The organism is Candidatus Chlorobium masyuteum (assembly GCF_011601315.1).
Classification (GTDB): domain Bacteria; phylum Bacteroidota; class Chlorobiia; order Chlorobiales; family Chlorobiaceae; genus Chlorobium; species Chlorobium masyuteum.
Genome location: NZ_JAAORA010000004.1, coordinates 15,119 through 32,985 on the forward strand (window position 1 = coordinate 15,119; position 17,867 = coordinate 32,985).

Here is a 17,867-nt window from a genome sequence, read left to right on the forward strand (position 1 = left end):
TTTTGTTGCTGGGGCGGCAGGATTCGAACCTGCGGATGTCGGCTCCAAAGGCCGATGCCTTACCACTTGGCGACGCCCCAACTTGCGGCTGTGACCCTGGGGTCATAACCGGTGCCGAATATACGCACAATAAGAGAAACTCACAACCAGTGAGGGGGATAATGAGCCTCTTCAAACGGGATTACAACGCCTCCGGGATTTTCTGAAATTTATACGCTATCTTGTCACTTCTCCTCTGCCACCTTATGAAACGACTGCGCAATGGTTAAAATTAAAATCTGCGGCATAACCCGCCTGTCGGATGCCCTGGATGCCTCCCTTGCGGGCGCGGATTGCCTCGGCTTCAACTTCAGCAGGAGAAGCCCCAGAGTAATCTCGCCTGAAAACGCCAGAGCAATTATTGCACAACTGCCTCCGTTTGTTCAATCGGCGGGGATATTTGTCGATCAATCACCTGAAGAGATCAATGAGATCTGCCGTTTCTGCAACCTGCAGATAGCCCAGCTTCACAGTGAAGAGTACTCTCCGGCGGATGCACAATCCTTACATGAAGCAAGGGTAATACGGGTATTTCGTCCCGAAGAGGATTTTGATGTTGCGTGTGTACGATCGTACGCCCGGCAGAGCGGCATAAACACCTTTCTCTTTGACACCTACCGGCCCGGCATGGATGGAGGAACAGGCGAGACTATCGGAACGGCGCTCGCCTCACGAATCTTCCGTGAACTCGCAAACTCCTGCTACACCATTCTTGCCGGAGGCCTGAACGAAACCAATGTTGCTGAGGCAATCCGGAGAGTCCGTCCCTGGGCTGTCGACACCGCAAGCGGCGTTGAGTGTGAACCGGGCATAAAGGATCCGATAAAAATAAAGGCATTCATCGAGGCGGCACGTAGAGCCCCGATGTAACGATCACCGCTATTTATCGCTTCCCTGCACCGGGAGTCTCGGCAACCCCAACCGCACTCTACGTGTTGCTGAAAGCCGCTACCTCTCCCAGAATAATCTCTGAAGCGGTATCGGGAAGCTCGACTGTAATGAGGTGGCCGCACTCGGGCACAGAGATAAAACGACCCTTTCCGGCCAGCTCGGTGAGCTTTTGGGCATTCTCGCTCGTCATGATCGCATCCCCTGCACCGGCAACAAAGAGCATGGGCCCGTCAACCGCGCGAACCATAGCCGGAACCGACTCGGTTATTTCAAATGAGGTTATCTGCCGGGTTGTCTGATCAATGGCCTCCGGAGCACAGAATCCGAGACTTTTAAAGCCGATAAGGATATCGTGAAGCAGTACCGTGTTCTTCGCCAGAACCAGCCGGGCAAAGATATAGGCGGGAAGCCACCAGGTGAGTTTGCGCAGCAGATTGTTGAATACAAAGGTGATCGTCGACGTGGCGAATGCCTGGATAAAGGCACTGTTCGGCAGGTAGCCGAAATTAAAAAAGGTCATTGAACGAATCAACCCGGGATGAGAACGCGCATAGTCAAGCGCCACAAAAGGACCGAAAGAGAATGCAGCTATATGAAACTTTCCAAGGCCGAGTTTTGTAACCAGCTCGTGGAGATCATGAGCAAAAAAATCGATATGGTAGTGGTTTTTCGGATCGTTGTCCGACCAACCGTGACCGCGCATGTCGTAGGCTATGGTCCGGATCCCCTGCTTGTTGAGAGCAGCAATCTGATGGTGCCACCACATCCACCAGCAATCCCAGCCGTGAATAAGCAGCACCGTTTGTGCAGCATCTTGAGGGCCTGAATCATGATAGTGATGCACAATGCCGTTGAGTTCAATAAAATGACTCTTCTCCATCAGGGAGAGTTCGTACGTTGCCCGTTTGGCAGCAGCCGAATCTGATGAAGCTTGAAGATCGAGGAGTTCCTGACGGTAGAGGGAAAATTTCTCTGTGGGGGGTAACTGCTGGTGTACCATAACACGTATCAACTTATAGTGAGTAGAGATATGGTCTTTTATTTTTTAAATATACAAAAACTTGACACTCACTCAAGAACCGGTGCCGCATGGCGAATTACGACTGTAATTACCTTACGTAACTCCCGTATTCATCAACGTTCTCCATTGACCCTGGAGCATTTCAGTCATGATATTTTCTTGGTTTTTTGCAAAATCTTCTGTTCAATACCATAACAATCCCGAACAGAATACAAACCGGCCAAAAAAGGAAGTATGGAACAGAGAAAACTTGGAACACAGGGATTGACGGTATCGGCCCAGGGTCTCGGGTGTATGGGTATGTCCGATTTCTACGGAGTACGAAACGAGAGTGAGTCCATAGCCACCATTCACCGGGCTATAGAGCTCGGTATCAACTTTTTGGATACCTCGGACATGTATGGGCCGTTTACCAATGAACTGCTGATCGGAAAAGCGCTCAAGGGGCTGCGTGACAGGGTCAAGATCGCCACGAAGTTCGGCATCATGCGCAGCACTCCGTCAAAAGATGGTGGCTGGGCTCCCGTTACCGGTATCAGCGGCAGACCGGAGTATGTCCGTTCCGCCTGTGACGCGTCACTGAAACGTCTCGGAATTGACCATATCGATCTCTACTATCAGCACCGCGTTGACAGCGAGGTACCGATAGAGGAGACCGTCGGAGCGATGGCCGGACTGGTTTCAGCCGGCAAGGTGAGCTATATCGGCCTCTCGGAGGCCTGTGCCGATACCATCCGCCGCGCCCACAGCGTCCATCCGCTCACAGTACTGCAGAGCGAGTACTCGATGTGGAGCCGCGAACCGGAGGAGGTGGTGCTTCCAACCCTGCGTGAGCTGGGAATCGGCTTGGTGGCATACAGTCCGCTTGGCCGGGGATTTCTGACCGGAGAGCTGAAAAGCCCGGATGATTTTCCTGTTGACGATTATCGCCGCAACTCACCCCGCTTTCAGGGAGAGCATTTCATGAAAAACCTGGAGCTGGTAAAAAAAATCAAGGCGATTGCCACAAAAAAAGGGATAACTGCCGCTCAACTCGCACTGGCCTGGGTGCTGGCTCAGGGTGCGGACATTGTGCCGATTCCGGGAACCAAGCAGAGAGGCTACCTTGAGGAGAATATTGCGGCCGGATCGGTTGTCATCAGCGAATCCGAGATGACTGAAATCTCCACTGCCCTTCCAAAAAATGCAGCTTCAGGAGAGCGCTACCCGGAGAGCATGATGAAGTTTATCAATCGATAGAAAAGGGATCGCACAACACCACTGTCAGCGGAGAAAAATATTTAGACTCTTTCAACCCGACAAAACCATATTCGCCATGAGCAGAAATATTGTCGCAATTGTGGGGAGCTACCGCAAAGGAGGCACCGTTGATCAGGCAATTGATGAGATCCTTGCTGCAGCAAAGGCGGAGGGGGCGACCACAAAAAAACACTATCTGATCGACAAAAGGCTCTCATACTGCACAAACTGCCGGAGCTGCACGCAGCAGGAGGGGCTCAAGCGTGGAGTATGTGTTCAGGATGATGAGATGGAGGCGCTGCTCGGCGATATCGACAAAGCCGATGCTCTGGTACTCGGCTCACCGATGAATGCCGGATCGGTTACGGCAGTGATGAAAACATTTATCGAGCGCCTTATCAGTTTTTCTTACTGGCCGTGGGGCCAGGGTGCTCCGAAAGCGAGAGATCCCGAGAAAAAGAGAGTTGCGGTGCTCGTTGGCTCTTCTGCGGCCCCGGCTTTTTTTGCAAAGAGATCGGGCGATGTTCTGCGCTTGCTGAAAACAGCGGCTAACCTGCTCGGAGCAAAGCCGGTCGGTACCCTCTTTATCGGACTGGCGGCCCAGCAGCAACAGAAAGAGATCAGCGAGCGGTCTAAAAACAAGGCCCGTGCACTTGGCCGAGAGCTTGCTGCATAGATTTCTCACCCTCTCCCGATTACATCGTGAGAGATTTCGAAATGACACGGTTGATTGTAAGGGCGTATTGCCATACGCCCCTACGCAGGGATCTGTCAGGCTGAAGATGAACCCAGAAAAATCTTTTCGCATTCACGCCGGATAATCTCCTGCTGCTCAAGAATCAGTTCAGGATCAACCGTAAAGTGGTTAAGGAGCTGTGAAAAGATCTGGATGGAGGTCTCAAATTTTTCGGTAACGACCACATCGGCACCTTCACTATAGAGTGCGGCAACATCATCAAGGGTTCTTGCCCTGACGATAATGAACGCTTTTTTATTGATTTCACGGATCATCGCAATACTCTGCCGGACAGCTGTGGCATCGGAAATACCGAGCACAACCGCACGGGCATGATTGATTCCGGCGCGAAGCAGCGCTTTTTTCTCTGTGCAGTCGCCGTAAAAGATCGGTTCCCCTTTTCTTCTCATCAGTTTAACTGTTTCCCGGTCAATCTCAAGAACCGAGTAGGAGATATTGGTGGCATGCAGCACCGCCGCTACATTCTGGCCGTTAACACCGAATCCGATAATTGCCGCATGAATCTCCCCCGCGCAGATGATGGTGGAGTCGGGCGGACGAGCCGTAACCGATGAGGGATCCCTTGAGGGGAGCGGAATAAATCCAAGTGCGGGCACAACCTGATCAGCCAATTTTGGGGCAAGGGCTATCATGGCCGGAGCGACCGTCATGGTTACCACAATGATGGCGAGCATGGATTGAAAGACCTCGTGATCGATCAATCGGTTCTTCAGTCCCGCCTCTGCAAGGACAAAGGAGAACTCTCCGATCTGGGCAAGGGCCATACCGGCCATCATGCTCACCCTGAGGGAGTTTCCGAGAAAAATGGATACTCCCCCGACAACCAGCCCTTTGACGAGCAGTACCATCAGGGCAATGGCAATAAAAAGAGGGAGATTGATCACTCTGATATCGAGCAGAAGTCCGACGGAGATAAAAAATATACTGGTAAATGCCTCCCGGAACGGGTCAATAGTCATACTGATCTGATGACTCTCATCGGTACTGGCGATAACCATGCCGGCAACAAACGAGCCGAGTGCAAGTGAAAGGCCGACAAGCGATGTCAGATAGGCCGCGCCAAAGCAGATCACCAGCGCCCCGATTACCAGAACCTCCCTTGCCTGCAGCGAGGCAATAAGACGGACTATTTTCGGCATCAGGATCCTGAAGCCGATAAAAATAGCCGAAGCAAAAAGGATAATAAAACCGATTTTTTTAAAAATCAGCCCGAAGGAGAGCGCGGTATGAGGACTTAAAAAATCAATCCCGATCATCAGGGGCACCACCGCAATATCCTGAAAAATAAGGATGCCAAGTGCGATGCGGCCATGCGGAAGGCCAAGCTCATCGCGGTCGGTCAAAATCTTGAGGCAGATCGCCGTACTGCTGACTGAAAACGTAAAGCCGAGAAACACGGCGGCAGCAGGGGTAACGCCACTGCCGATTGCAAACATGAACCAGTAGGCAAGCGTGCTGACCACCATGCCGGTAACCAGAATCTGGACAGCCCCCCCCACCAGCACGATCTTCTTGAGTTTTTTCAGGTCATCCAGCGAAAACTCAAGTCCGATGGCAAAGAGCAGGAGAATAACACCGAGTTCGGCCAGGGTTGCGATGAGCTTTTCATCATAGACCGCGCCAATACCCGACGGACCTATCAGAATTCCCGTAAAGATCAATCCGATAACCGGCGGAATTTTAAGGCGCTGAAAAGCAAGGATGATGGCAATGGCAAGCGCACCGATAAGCACCAGTTCACCAAGAAAATCGAAATCATGCATAGCGTTACTGTCAGGTCAGGATCTACGGTTCATTATTCATCATGAAAGCGAGGCTGATCTAAGCGAGGAAAACCGTCAGTACAGGAAACAGCATCATGTTACAATAGTAAAACTTTCCTCGTTGAAATACCACTACTGAAGATCAGGGAGTGCAAAAAGAAGAGCTTGTGACCGGGTTTGCATGAGAAGCTGCAGAAGTGTGAACCATTGAGTTCCCGACAGGTCGGCAGAATAATTTTATAGCTGAGCCCTTATTGCATTCTATCATTAAATAGCGTAATCTTCCAATAGAAATCAGTCAATGGTTGATTGATCGCTATTCAAGTAATTTGTGCTTTGGTTACTTGGCGGTATCTCCCTTTATCAATGCACATGTATACTGCTTTTAAACAATGAATATTTACATCGGCAATCTGGCTTACACTACCTCTGAGGATGATCTTCGTGACGCTTTCTCCCAGTTCGGACAGGTAGAGAGCGCAAGCATCATCATCGACAAATTTTCAGGCCGCTCCAAAGGGTTCGGATTTGTGGACATGCCTAACGACAGTGAAGCTCGTGAAGCTATCGAATCACTGAACGAAAAGGATTTGAATGGCCGCACCGTCAAGGTCAACGAAGCCAAACCTCGCGAAGAGAGACCGGCAAGAAGAGACCGCTACTGAGCCTCTTTTTTCTTTTATCCGAAGCCGGGCAGAGCAGCCGTTCTGTCCGGCTTTGTTATTGTAAACCATAAGCAGTTATGCCTGTCCAAGTCGTCTACATTACCGCAGCTCTGCTCTTCTTCGGCGTGCTGCCGCTCCCCCCTCTCTTCTTTGAGTTTTTAAACATTGTGGCCTTCGGCACCTTTGGCTGGGGGGCCTACACCAACTTTGGCAAGACAACACCTCTGCTGCCACTGACCTACGGAGTGCTGGCCATTCTGTTTAACCCGATCATGGAGATCAACCTTCCACGGGAGTTCTGGATTGGAATCTATCCTGCTGCAGCCATACTCCTGCTTGCAACAAAAAAGAGCATTGCAGAATAAAAAAAAGGCGGTCAGAAATAACCGCCCCGGATAGTTATAAAGAGAACTTCAGACCTGCACGTAGGCTGAGGCCTTCGCACCGCAGATCGGACAATTCTCGGGCGGAGTACCAAGTTCTATGTGACCGCAGTATGGACAGAGCCAGACCTCGGTAGCCGTGATATCCTTGCCGCTTTTTACCGCTTCGAGAGCTTTTTTGTAGAGCTCGGCATGCTGCCGCTCGGCCTTCATGGCATAGGCAAACATCTTTTTTGCCGGATGATTGTCGGCTTCAGCCTGTGCAAGCATCGGCGGATACATCTCGGTATGCTCAAAGGTTTCGCCGCTGATGGCAGCCTGCAGATTTTCAGCAGTCGTACCTATACCTCCAAGAGCCTCCAGATGCCCTTCTGCATGGATCAGCTCAGCCTGGGCGGTGGTGCGGAACAGTTTTGCGATGTTGCTGAAACCTGCTTTATCGGCCTCTTTTGCAAAAGCACGATACTTCTGATTTGCCTGACTCTCACCGGCAAAGGCCTCTTTCAGATTATCTTTTGTTGTAGCCATGGGTATTGTTTCTCCTTTTTTTATTTCATCATGTGCTCAAGCATCAACGGGAAAACAGTCGTAATGATTCCTCAATGTTCAAAGGGCAGAGATCGGTTAATAAAGCTGAATTACCGTTTCTGAGCTGAGTTTACAGAGAGGGCTCCTTCCAGTAGTGGTAGATTTTAATAACAAAGCCGGGAAGCAGATTGATCAGATCGAGAATCTCTTCTTCGGGGAGGTTGTCAAAATCGTCCGTTATTTTTCCGAGAACAAACATCGGCAGTACCAGCATGGCACTCTCTTCGTCGAGCAGGAGAGGTGCCCATGACTCATGCTTCAACTCCATACCGACTGTAAAGCCGAGTGCCCAGTCTTCAATGGCTATATTTTTCTCCTCTTCATCATTGTAGGTGTACTGTTCAAAGAGCGGCAGATACTCCTCTGCGGCCTCATTGAACTGTATGGCAATGGAGTTCATATGGCGAACCAGCAGCTCCCTGATCATCTTCTCTTCCTCCTCCGATGAAAAAACGGGGGCGGCATCATTTTCCTGGTCCCAGATAAAGGGCATCCAGAGTTCTGGGTCAATCTCTTCGGGGCCGACAATCAGTGCTGTCATATAGCCGTCAAGCATCTCGATTGAAGAGAGACTCTCGTCGGGTGTCGAATCAGAGAGAAGAAAGCCCTCAAGGAGGCCAAGTTCTTCATGCGTAAGCGGCTGCTGAAGCGGTTCGGATGGTTTCATAAATTGGTATAGATTCACGTTAAAAAATGATCGGAACGGTTACCTAAAGCCATAATAGGGAATGAGAAGGAAAGAAAACCATACCGTCACCTTTTATTTTATGGAATATCAAGTCAAAGAGCAACTGAAAAAGGATAAAAACCGTATATAAAGCTTCGTTTCAGCAGCAGTTGAGCCCGCAGCACTGACCCGGCAGGCATCAGGCTCTTTATCGGAATATGAGCGTGTATTGATAAACCAGTCCAAAAATCTTATATAGAAAGCAATACGAAATAACTGCTGCCCGGTTCATTATGTCTGAAGCCCACCATGTTCAAACCAAAACTTTTCACGATTTTACATGAGCTCACCCCTGAGCGGATAGGAAAGGATGTTATTTCCGGTGTACTTGTCGGTATTGTTGCTCTCCCGCTGGCAATCGCCTTTGCCATCGCATCCGGAGTTTCACCGGAAAAAGGGCTCATCAGTGCTGTTATCGGCGGATTTCTTGTCTCCTTTCTCGGAGGAAGCCGGGTACAGATTGGAGGACCGACCGGTGCTTTTATTGTCATTCTTTTCGGAATTGTGCAGGAGTACGGCCTTAACGGCCTTCTGCTTGCAACCATGATGGCCGGTGTTATCCTGATGATCATGGGTTTTGCCCAGTTCGGTTCGCTCATCAAATTCATCCCCTATCCGGTGATTGTCGGCTTTACCAGCGGCATTGCCGTCATTATTTTTTCCAGCCAGGTCAAGGAGTTTCTCGGCCTTTCAATCGACACTGTTCCCCCTGACTTTATCGGCAAGTGGAGCGCCTTTGCACTCAACATAGAGACCATTGACCTGCCAAGCCTGTTGATCGGCCTCCTGGCGCTCTTCATCATTATGTTCTGGCCGAAACTTTCGCACAAGATTCCGGGATCACTGGTCGCTCTTGTTGTCACGACGGTTATTGTGCAGCAGTTTCACCTCGGTGTAGCCACCATCGAAAGCCGTTTCGGAGAGATTCCCTCCATGATTCCCTCACCGGTACTTCCCATATTCGATTTTGCCACTATCCGCAAACTGCTTATGCCGGCAACCACCATTGCCCTGCTTGGAGCAATTGAAGCACTCCTGTCGGCTGTTGTGGCCGATGGTATGATCGGCGGCAAACACAAGTCAAATATGGAGCTTATTGCTCAGGGCGTGGCAAATATCATTACCCCGCTGTTCGGCGGACTCCCGGTAACCGGAGCAATTGCCAGAACGGCGACCAACGTAAAGAACGGGGGAAGAACCCCTCTGTCCGGTATTGTTCATGCCGTGACGCTTCTGTTAATCATGGTACTTTTCGGAAAGTGGGCAAAGCTCATCCCGATGCCCGCACTTGCAGCAATCCTCATAATTGTTGCCTGGAACATGAGCGAAATCAAGGTATTCCGTCAACTGCTCAAAAGCCCGAAAAGCGATGTCAGCGTCTTGCTTACCACCTTCGGCCTGACCGTTGTTTTTGATCTGACGGTCGCTATAGAGATCGGCATGCTGCTCTCGGTTATCCTCTTTATGCAGCGCATGGCCGAACTCTCAAATGTAGGTATGATGACCGGAGAGCTGAAAGACAGGGATGAAGAGGAGGATCCCAACACCATCGTAACCCGGAGAGTGCCCGAAGGGGTTGAAGTTTTTGAAATCAGCGGGCCATTCTTCTTCGGTGCGGCAACCAAGTTCAGGGACGCCATGCATATTGTAGAAAAGGCACCGAAAATACGCATCATCAGAATGCGCAAGGTGCTCTCGATTGATGCAACAGGCCTGAATATGATGCGGGAACTGCTCAAGGACAGCAACAAGAGCTCAACCCGGCTGATACTCTCGGGTGTTCATGCCCAGCCGCTCTTTGCCCTTCAGCAATACGGACTCTACGACGAGATCGGTGAAGAGAACATTTTCGGCAATATTGATGACGCTCTCGACCATGCACGGGAGATTCTCGGGCTGCCGAAACAGGGACGCCAACTGAACTTTGTCCCCACGGTGCAGAGGGAGATGACCAGGGAGTAGTGGCTTATCACCTTGCCGCTACTCCCTGGTCATCTCGAATCTGATGCAATCAGGTGAGAGATCCCTCTCTGACGTTCGGGATGACAGAAAACGTAATCCCCTCCAACATCCCATTCCCCCGAAAGGGCGAAAAATGTTTACCCCTGCCTACTCCTTGCTGCTGTAGGTACGAATACTCGAAACCGCCTTCATATCGTAATAGGTGTTCACGCTCACCCCTCCCTCCTCACCGGTAATGCGGAGAAAAAGATCACTGATAAAGAGTACCGCATCTTCATAGATAGCTCCTTCGTTAATTTGCAGCTTGACCCCTTTGCGGATTTTTCTTGACATGGTGCCATGCAACGGAACCGAAGAGTATTCCAGAACTTTTTCCCATGCCTGCAGGTTACTTTCAGCCATAGCTCCTCTCAATTTTTAATTTATTATTGAAATAACACAATAACGCCTTACTTATATACCAATAATAAGTATTTAATGTTATTTATTTAGTTTTTTTATTATTTTTTCCTTAATTAAGCAGTAGTGAACGACCTGAGGAATCAATAAAACCGGGATCATGGCAACCATACTCTTTTACGAAAAGCCGGGGTGCCAGAACAATACCCGGCAAAAATTGCTGCTGAAGCAGTCAGGGCACCTTGTTGAAGCCGTTAATCTGCTTGAACACCCCTGGTCGAAAACGGAGCTTGAGCACTATCTCGGAGAGAAGCCTGTAGCCGAATGGTTCAATATGGCGGCGCCCAAGGTAAAGTCAGGAGCAATAAACCCTCATCTGTTCAGCAGAGAGGAGGCAATTGCGCTCATGATCAGGGAGCCGCTCTTCATAAAACGGCCTCTGATGAAAATCGGCACTTGCTCCCTTCAGGGATTCGACATTGAAGAGCTGAAAAAGCTGATAAACCTGGTGGAGCAGGATGAACAATCAGAAGATTTGAGCGACATGAACTCATGCCCTCACAACAACAACTATTCATGCACAAATAAGGAGTAACTATGGAAACATCATTACGACCACTTGGAACCGTCATACAGCTTCTCGAAGAGCTCGGCCATGAGGTAACCTACGCCTACGAAGATCTGGTTTTTGTCAATCACAACGGATTTCTGCTTCAGTTTGAAAATACCGGACCGGCTCTGAACCTCTTCTTTAACCGGAATTTCCCGAAAAAAGAGGCTGACAGCATTGAACAGAGTATCATCCCTGCTGCAGACAGATTGGGTCTGGCAATCAATAAAAAAGGTTGCTACAACCTGACCGAGCAGGAGAATGAAAACGTGCAGATCGAGTTTTTCGATAACTGATCGTAAACCATCCGCAAACTTCCAGGCTGTGTCATCCCGAATCTGATGCAGTCAGATGAGAGATCCCTCTCTGACGTTCGGGATGACACAGACCTTAAACCGGGACTCCTGGCCACAAGCACGCAGGGAACCAATAGAGAGGGAAAACCGGTTATTTCTTCTGTATTCAACATATCAGGAACGGATTTTTGCTGATGTATGAACGGAGAAGAGAACAATCATGAGTACATGGTATGAAGGGTTAAAAAAGCCTCACCTGACCCCGCCGAACAAGTTTTTCTGGCCGGTCTGGATTGCGATATACATCCTCATTTTCGGAGCCTTTTCACTCTACTTTATTGCTCCTTCGCACCCTCATCTCTACACCACGATCACGCTGCTCATCATCCATTTTACCGCCGCCTTTAACTGGACGGGAATTTTTTTCTCCCGAAAAAAAATACTGCTCGCTTTGTTTGACCTCCTCTTCATCGACATCACCCTTGTTGCAATCATTCTGCTTTTTCTGCAGGCAAGCACGCCAGCAGCTCTTCTCCTGCTCCCCTACCTCGGCTGGGGGCTCTTTGCTACCTATCTGAACTGGCACATCTACAGGCTTAACCGGTAGAACGCCTCTTCCAGCTCCATCGGTATCGATCGCTCACTATCACACGTCTCTGGAGCTAAAAAGCCTTGGTATGCATTATCTGGTTTTGCTACATTGACTGTAACCATGAAGCATACGAAGCGCTCAATCAGGAAGCCTTAAAATATAACCTTGAGGACATGAAATATTCAGAGGCTCGGCAGGGCAGGACCTTTATCATAAGACTTGAGGATGGCGAAATCGTACATGAGAAACTTGAGCAGTTTGTAAGAGATCACGCTATCGCGAGGGCATCGCTTATTGCCATCGGCGGAGCCGACAAGGGCAGTCTGCTTGTCGTCGGCCCTGATGAGAGCCGCTCACATCCGGTCACTCCGATGACTCATGAACTCTATGATGCTCATGAAATTACCGGAACAGGAACCATTTTTCCCGATGATGAGGGCAATCCGGTGCTCCATATGCATATGGCGTGCGGTCGTGAGGAAAATACCGTTACCGGTTGTATTCGCAAGGGCGTGAAGGTGTGGCTGGTCATGGAGATCGTTCTGACTGAGCTGCTCGAAAACAGTGCGATCCGTCAACTTGACCCGCACTCCGGATTCAAGCTGCTTGTTCCCTGACTCGAAAAAAACGCACCCTGTCAGGCAAACGGATTCTCATGAAAGGGTTTTCCGAGTGATCGGGCAAGCGCTTCATGGGTCACCCTGCCGTTCCAGATGTTCAGTCCCGATGAGAGACCCGGCATCATGACCATGGCACTCTCCAGGCCGAGATCAGCAATTCTTCTGACATAGGGAAGGGTGGCTCCGGTGAGTGCCTCCGTTGATGTTTGCGGGTAGGCAGCAGGCATATTGGCCACACAGTAATGTACAACCCCCTCATCCACAAAAACAGGTGATTCATGGGTTGTCGGTCTGGTGGTTTCAATACATCCGCCCTGATCAACAGCTATATCGACAAGCACTGCTCCCTGCTTCATTTTCTTCAGCATTGAGCGGCTGACGAGTTTCGGTGCTACCGCTCCGGGAACAAGAACCGCGCCGATCAGGAGATCAACCATTTCAAGCTGCTCCTCAATATGCTGCTCGGTTGAGTAGAGCGTATGCACCTGGGAAGGAAGTGACGTTTCCAGATAGCGCATGCGCTCCTGATCGACTTCAAGCACGGTGACATCTGCGCCAAGCGCGGCCGCGACCTTTGCGGCATGCATACCGGCCAGCCCTCCGCCGAGTATGGCAACCCTGCCGGGCAGAACACCCGGAACTCCGCCGATCAGCTTCCCGTTCCCGCCATGATGACGGCTGAGATAGTATGCTCCCATAAGAACACTCATCTTCCCTGCAATTTCACTCATGGGTGCAAGCAGTGGTCGGCGTCCATTCTCCTCAACCGTCTCATAGGCAAGTGCGGTCACGCCGGAATCAAGCAGCTTCTCTGCCAAATCCGGCACCCCTGCAAGGTGCAGAAAGGTAAAAAGCGTGAGTTCCTCCCGGAAAAAACGGTACTCCTCTTCAAGGGGCTCCTTGACCTTCACCACCATATCACTCTTCCACACCTTTTCGGTCGAAGCGGTGAGCTGTGCTCCGGCACGACGGTACTTATCGTCACTGAAGCCGCTTCCGAGCCCTGCACCTGCTTCAACCACAACACGGTGGCCGGCAGAAACAAGATTACGAACTCCGGAAGGGGTGCAGGCGACCCTGTTCTCTCCGGATTTTCGTTCAACAGGAATTCCGATATTCATGGCTTGGCTTTTACAGGTAAATAAAGGAGACGCTGAGCGTCATAGAAAAACAATCTACGAATTTACCCTCTCAGAAAAGCATGAACAACCAGCTTCAAGCCTGCCGGGCAGCACTATTAATTGTGATGAGCCCCGCTCCCCACCCAGACGGGGACATACTTCCATGCCGTCTTCATCTCCCTGTTGTTGCTCTGGCACAACGGGTCATGCTGATGAACCAGCGACCAGAACGCTCTGGAGTGATTCATCTGCACCGTGTGACAAAGCTCATGCACCATAATGTAGCGGACAAGATAGTCGGGCAGAAAGAGCAGCTTGCTGTTCAGGGTTATCGTGCGGCGCGATGAGCAGCTTCCCCACCGTGAGTGCTGCAGGCGAACACCGGCAGAAGTGTAGCTGAATCCATGGGCGGCAGCAAGTTTTTCAAGCGCAGGAAGCAGGTGCACCTGAGCCCGCTTTTTCAACCAGAGAGAGAGCAGTTTTTGCGTAAGCGCTTTATCGGCAACATCACCTGAAACAAGGAGCGTACGGTCCAGCTCTTCAATCAGCTCAACCTCTCCGCTTCCTCTATCGTTGTAGACCACGCTCCACGATTCAGCAAACCCCGGGAAATCAATGGTACAGGGTAATCCCCCGGCACTTGAAGGGAGAGGATCAGGGCGATGGGCATCAAATCGGGCCGAAACTTTTTTTATCCACGCCTCATGGTGCAGCAGCAGCGTTGCAATCTGTTTTTTATCGAATCCCGGAGGAACCACTACCACAAGGCCGCCATGCGGCGTCATTTTCAGTCGCGCAGACTTGGCTCTTGCACTCACCTTCAGCGTGTAGGGAAAGGGCGCACTGGCCGCAGAAGGAGTGTTATTCGTAAAAAACGGGAAGGGCATGCTGAATTCCGGTAAAATATTTCCGGCAGATGAAATCGCGCTTCTTCATCTGCCGGAATGAACATTCATGCCTTAATGTAGTGAACAGCAGCAAAAAATCACCTTCAGGTGCATTTCAGCCAAGTGCACTCTGCAGATCGGCAATAAGGTCATCGCAATCTTCAATGCCGATTGAGAGCCTGATAATGGTATCGGTAATTCCCGCTGCCTGTCGGTGATCATAATCCATTGAAGCATGACTCATGGTAGCCGGATGCTCAATCAGTGACTCAACACCACCGAGACTTTCGGCAAGCGAAAAAAGCTTTGTACCCGTCAGCACCCGGTTGACATCTTCGATCTTGCCTTCAAGCTCAAAAGAGACCATACCGCCAAAACTCTTCTGCTGCAATCTGGCAAGCTCATGCTGTGGATGGGCAGGAAGACCCGGGTAGAAAACCCGCTTGACCTTCGGGTGCTTCTCAAGAAATTCCGCTACGGCAAGGGCGTTCTTCTCATGCTCCCTCATACGAACAACAAGGGTTTTGATCCCGCGAAGCACCAGCCAGCAGTCGAACGGCTGCGCGCAGGTTCCGAGCGCATTGACAATAAACTTCAGGCGGGCATCAAGGTCTTCACTATTGGAGAGCACGGCTCCTCCAACCACATCGGAGTGGCCGTTGAGATACTTGGTGGTAGAGTGCACCACAATATCAGCTCCAAGCTCGAAGGGTTTCTGACCGTATGGCGAGAGAAAGGTGTTATCAACAATGGTGAGCAGCCCGTGGGTCTTTGCCAGCAGGGCAACCGCATGAATATCAACCAGATTCAGAAGCGGATTTGAAGGGGTCTCGACCCACACCGCTTTTGTTCTCTCATTGACGTAATGTTCGAGATTGGCTGCCTCCTGCAGATTCACAAAGTGCACCTTGATACCGAAATGCTCTTCGACCGTTGTCATGAGACGGGAGGTACCGCCATAACAGTCATCAGTACAGATAATCTCATCTCCGGATTTGAAGATGCTGAGCGTTGAGGTAATGGCCGCCATACCGGTCGTCACCGCAACAGCGAATGAACACCCTTCAAGCGCGCAGAGGTTGTCTTCGAGCGCCTTGCGTGTCGGGTTGCCGCTCCGGGTGTAATCGAATCCCCGGTGTTTGCCGATATCCTCAAACACAAAGGTCGAGCTCTGGTAGATCGGGGTCATAATGGCGCCGTATGCCTTGTCAGGCCCAACTCCTGCATGGATCGTGTCAGTCTGAAAACTCATTGATAAACTCGCTCGTAAATTAATGGTTGATGTGAACTTGAAAGTAATGATAAAACAAAAAAACCCCTTCCCTGATGATGGAAGAGGTGATTTATTTTCCGGGGTTCTCCCCTGTACTACCAATATGTCGCTCCTCCGGAGCTGAAGAAAAACCGCTCTTGACCATGATGGAGGTGCCCGCTGGTACCCTTGGGATACCTGTTTTGAAAAACCGCTCCGTAAAGCATCGTTTTCACGCATCGTTCTTCCGCTTCATTCCGATTGCGTCGGAGTGCATAGAGCGCAGAAGTAGAATGTGGCACCGTGTCCCGCTGTGAACGGGATCGGTTGTCAAGGCTTCGCAGGGTCTATTCCCTCAGCCTTTCTTGATGACCAGCAATGGTGTGAAGAACACTGTAACAATCGTTAAGGTAAGATTTCAGCAACAAAAATACAAACCGGTCCACCATATTATCATCAGCACACAGCACCCCTCCATCTCATCCGAGCTTCCGGTATTTCAGCATCATGTAGGTCGGATAGGTCAGGCCCGCAACAACCTGGTCGCTGGCGGGAAAATCGGTTCTCTCTTCAAGCAGCTCAAGCGAGACTGATTGCAGTACCTCCGGATCGAGATAGTCCATCATGGTATGGCCGTTCTCGATAAGTTTTATGGACTTGTTGAAAATGTATGAGGTAACCTTTCGTTTGGCATAATAGTCCGATACCCCGTCATTGACATAACTCTCAAGCAGATTGCGAAAGGGGTGCTTGGCCAGAATGGCAATGGTCCCCCCGGGCTTGGCTACACGAATCATCTCAAGAATCGAGTGCGGCACATCATCCGTATGCTGGATGGCATAGAGGCTGGTCACCACATCGAATAGCTCATTTCCGTAAGGGAGTGACTCCATTGCGGCTGTCACAAACTCTCCGCACCCTCTCTCCTGGGCCATCGCAATCTCTTTTTCCGAAACATCCATACCATAAACAACCGCCCCCTGTGAGGCATAGTATGCCCCGTCATGACCACAGCCGCATCCGACATCAAGAAGCACCCTCCCCTTCAGCTCAGGCAGCCGGGAGTAGAACTCCCTCCGGGTCTTCTGCTCCAGATCCTCTGTGCCCGAAGCATACTCTTTGGCAAATTGATCATACTCTTCCATTGCCCTCTCCTTTCCCTGAAATGTACCACATCCCCGTTACACAAAAAAACAGGGCTGATGGGCAATATCCTACTGTGCAGAGATGAAGCTCGGCGCTCCCGGATAGGCACTGCTCCATCTCCATGTTTCGGGAAATTGACACAAATGTGCCTTCACCGGGTTTTGGTGAATATACTCAATCACTGTTTGCAAATGTCCTTCATTGCGGATATAACGATCCCAATATTCACGCATCCAAAGTCTTTTGCCGGGAACGCCGAGCTCCAGCTCGGCATTATGTTTCATCACCCAGCGCCCTGTAAAGGATTTCCATGACTGCACAATCTTTCCCAACTCAATCAAAGGCTCAATAAGAATATGCACATGGTTCGGCATTATACACCAGGCAATTAAAGGATATTTCACACCATCAAATGCAAAAAAGGAGTTCTGTACAACATCTGCTACCACAGGATGTTGTAATGCACAACAACCCATGCCCGAATCCATATATTTTTCTATCAATTTCCGGCGGCACCGCTCTCGCCGATCTTCCGCTACAGAAGCTATCTCGAGTTCAAACTGCTTTAACACCTCTTGTGGAAGACTATCAGCCAAACGAAAGGTGATTGACTGAAGCAAACCTATACGATCGCAATGCGGAAGGTAGCCGCGAGAGTACCACTCCAAGGAAGATCGTTCCCATGAGAGAGAGTTTCCACTATCCCTATCTATCATGCTTTTCTACATGGCCGAGCTGGAGCTCGGCGTTCCCGGACTGGGACTCTACATTCCCAGAGAATACACTGCTCCTGCACCATAATTGTTTGGTTCGGCTTGTTTTTTATGGAGAAACCAATAAAAATACAACAGGATTACGCTTTGTGCAAAACAAAAAAGCCCGAACCGGTTTGTCGGTTCGGGCTTATGG

The 17,867-nt window shown here is 50.3% G+C and carries 20 protein-coding genes and 1 tRNA gene; 10 read left to right on the plus strand and 11 right to left on the minus strand.

Going from position 1 to position 17,867, the window contains the following annotated elements; all coding sequences use genetic code 11:
* Positions 1 to 8: 8 nt before the first annotated feature.
* Positions 9 to 80, minus strand: a tRNA-Gln gene (locus G9409_RS08110).
* Positions 81 to 261: 181 nt separating this feature from the next.
* On the opposite strand from G9409_RS08110, the gene G9409_RS08115 reads away from it, so the two are divergent.
* Positions 262 to 909: a phosphoribosylanthranilate isomerase gene (locus G9409_RS08115; RefSeq protein WP_166808294.1), complete on the plus strand. Its 648-nt coding sequence runs from the start codon at positions 262 to 264 to the stop codon at positions 907 to 909.
* A 58-nt stretch (positions 910 to 967) separates the two neighbouring features.
* Here the strand turns inward: G9409_RS08115 and G9409_RS08120 are convergent, their stop codons facing one another.
* Entirely contained in the window at positions 968 to 1,930 is a 963-nt protein-coding gene (locus G9409_RS08120) for an alpha/beta fold hydrolase (protein WP_166808295.1), read from the minus strand.
* A gap of 255 nt (positions 1,931 to 2,185) precedes the next feature.
* Here G9409_RS08120 and G9409_RS08125 point away from each other — a divergent pair, with 255 nt between their 5' ends.
* Positions 2,186 to 3,190, plus strand: coding sequence for an aldo/keto reductase (locus G9409_RS08125; protein WP_166808296.1), 1,005 nt, complete (start codon positions 2,186 to 2,188; stop codon positions 3,188 to 3,190).
* A gap of 76 nt (positions 3,191 to 3,266) precedes the next feature.
* Positions 3,267 to 3,866, plus strand: coding sequence for a flavodoxin family protein (locus G9409_RS08130; RefSeq protein WP_166808297.1), 600 nt, complete (start codon positions 3,267 to 3,269; stop codon positions 3,864 to 3,866).
* A 95-nt stretch (positions 3,867 to 3,961) separates the two neighbouring features.
* On the opposite strand, the gene G9409_RS08135 is transcribed toward G9409_RS08130, so the two are convergent.
* Entirely contained in the window at positions 3,962 to 5,710 is a 1,749-nt protein-coding gene (locus G9409_RS08135; protein ID WP_166808298.1) for a cation:proton antiporter, read from the minus strand.
* 392 nt (positions 5,711 to 6,102) lie between these two features.
* Between G9409_RS08135 and G9409_RS08140 the strand changes: the two genes are divergently transcribed.
* Both G9409_RS08140 and G9409_RS08145 read left to right on the plus strand, forming a co-directional pair.
* Positions 6,103 to 6,375 carry an RNA recognition motif domain-containing protein gene (locus tag G9409_RS08140; RefSeq protein WP_166808299.1) on the plus strand — a complete coding sequence of 91 codons (273 nt, stop codon included), beginning with the start codon at positions 6,103 to 6,105 and terminating at the stop codon, positions 6,373 to 6,375.
* A 77-nt stretch (positions 6,376 to 6,452) separates the two neighbouring features.
* Positions 6,453 to 6,740: a DUF6804 family protein gene (locus G9409_RS08145; protein WP_166808300.1), complete on the plus strand. Its 288-nt coding sequence runs from the start codon at positions 6,453 to 6,455 to the stop codon at positions 6,738 to 6,740.
* Between the two features lie 48 nt (positions 6,741 to 6,788).
* Here the strand turns inward: G9409_RS08145 and G9409_RS08150 are convergent, their stop codons facing one another.
* Both G9409_RS08150 and G9409_RS08155 read right to left on the minus strand, forming a co-directional pair.
* On the minus strand, positions 6,789 to 7,286 hold the full coding sequence (locus G9409_RS08150) for a rubrerythrin family protein (protein ID WP_166808301.1): 498 nt from the start codon (positions 7,284 to 7,286) through the stop codon (positions 6,789 to 6,791).
* A 130-nt stretch (positions 7,287 to 7,416) separates the two neighbouring features.
* Positions 7,417 to 8,013: a UPF0149 family protein gene (locus G9409_RS08155; RefSeq protein WP_166808302.1), complete on the minus strand. Its 597-nt coding sequence runs from the start codon at positions 8,011 to 8,013 to the stop codon at positions 7,417 to 7,419.
* Between the two features lie 309 nt (positions 8,014 to 8,322).
* On the opposite strand from G9409_RS08155, the gene G9409_RS08160 reads away from it, so the two are divergent.
* A complete protein-coding gene (locus G9409_RS08160; RefSeq protein ID WP_166808303.1) occupies positions 8,323 to 10,035 on the plus strand; it encodes a SulP family inorganic anion transporter in 1,713 nt (570 codons plus the stop codon).
* A gap of 147 nt (positions 10,036 to 10,182) precedes the next feature.
* Here G9409_RS08160 and G9409_RS08165 read toward each other — a convergent pair whose 3' ends face one another.
* Complete coding sequence (locus tag G9409_RS08165) at positions 10,183 to 10,437, minus strand: hypothetical protein (RefSeq protein ID WP_006367049.1); 255 nt, start codon at positions 10,435 to 10,437, stop codon at positions 10,183 to 10,185.
* A gap of 157 nt (positions 10,438 to 10,594) precedes the next feature.
* Here G9409_RS08165 and G9409_RS08170 point away from each other — a divergent pair, with 157 nt between their 5' ends.
* The 4 genes from G9409_RS08170 to G9409_RS08185 all read left to right on the plus strand — a co-directional run bounded on the left by G9409_RS08170 (position 10,595) and on the right by G9409_RS08185 (position 12,549).
* Positions 10,595 to 11,029, plus strand: coding sequence for a thioredoxin domain-containing protein (locus G9409_RS08170; RefSeq protein WP_166808304.1), 435 nt, complete (start codon positions 10,595 to 10,597; stop codon positions 11,027 to 11,029).
* A 2-nt stretch (positions 11,030 to 11,031) separates the two neighbouring features.
* Positions 11,032 to 11,340 carry a hypothetical protein gene (locus G9409_RS08175; RefSeq protein WP_166808305.1) on the plus strand — a complete coding sequence of 103 codons (309 nt, stop codon included), beginning with the start codon at positions 11,032 to 11,034 and terminating at the stop codon, positions 11,338 to 11,340.
* 220 nt (positions 11,341 to 11,560) lie between these two features.
* Positions 11,561 to 11,947 carry a TspO/MBR family protein gene (locus G9409_RS08180; RefSeq protein ID WP_166808306.1) on the plus strand — a complete coding sequence of 129 codons (387 nt, stop codon included), beginning with the start codon at positions 11,561 to 11,563 and terminating at the stop codon, positions 11,945 to 11,947.
* 158 nt (positions 11,948 to 12,105) lie between these two features.
* Complete coding sequence (locus G9409_RS08185) at positions 12,106 to 12,549, plus strand: PPC domain-containing DNA-binding protein (protein WP_166808307.1); 444 nt, start codon at positions 12,106 to 12,108, stop codon at positions 12,547 to 12,549.
* Positions 12,550 to 12,569: 20 nt separating this feature from the next.
* Here the strand turns inward: G9409_RS08185 and ald are convergent, their stop codons facing one another.
* From ald to G9409_RS08210, 5 genes are all read right to left on the minus strand, one after another.
* Positions 12,570 to 13,673 (minus strand): alanine dehydrogenase, encoded by a 1,104-nt coding sequence (ald, locus tag G9409_RS08190; protein ID WP_166808308.1) that lies wholly within the window; start codon positions 13,671 to 13,673, stop codon positions 12,570 to 12,572.
* Positions 13,674 to 13,789: 116 nt separating this feature from the next.
* Positions 13,790 to 14,560, minus strand: coding sequence for a M48 family metallopeptidase (locus G9409_RS08195; protein WP_166808309.1), 771 nt, complete (start codon positions 14,558 to 14,560; stop codon positions 13,790 to 13,792).
* Positions 14,561 to 14,675: 115 nt separating this feature from the next.
* Positions 14,676 to 15,812, minus strand: a complete 1,137-nt coding sequence (locus G9409_RS08200; protein WP_166808310.1) for a trans-sulfuration enzyme family protein — start codon at positions 15,810 to 15,812, stop codon at positions 14,676 to 14,678.
* Between the two features lie 479 nt (positions 15,813 to 16,291).
* Positions 16,292 to 16,957 carry a class I SAM-dependent methyltransferase gene (locus tag G9409_RS08205; protein WP_166808311.1) on the minus strand — a complete coding sequence of 222 codons (666 nt, stop codon included), beginning with the start codon at positions 16,955 to 16,957 and terminating at the stop codon, positions 16,292 to 16,294.
* Between the two features lie 69 nt (positions 16,958 to 17,026).
* Positions 17,027 to 17,554, minus strand: coding sequence for a transposase (locus tag G9409_RS08210; protein WP_208019691.1), 528 nt, complete (start codon positions 17,552 to 17,554; stop codon positions 17,027 to 17,029).
* Positions 17,555 to 17,867 lie beyond the last annotated feature (313 nt).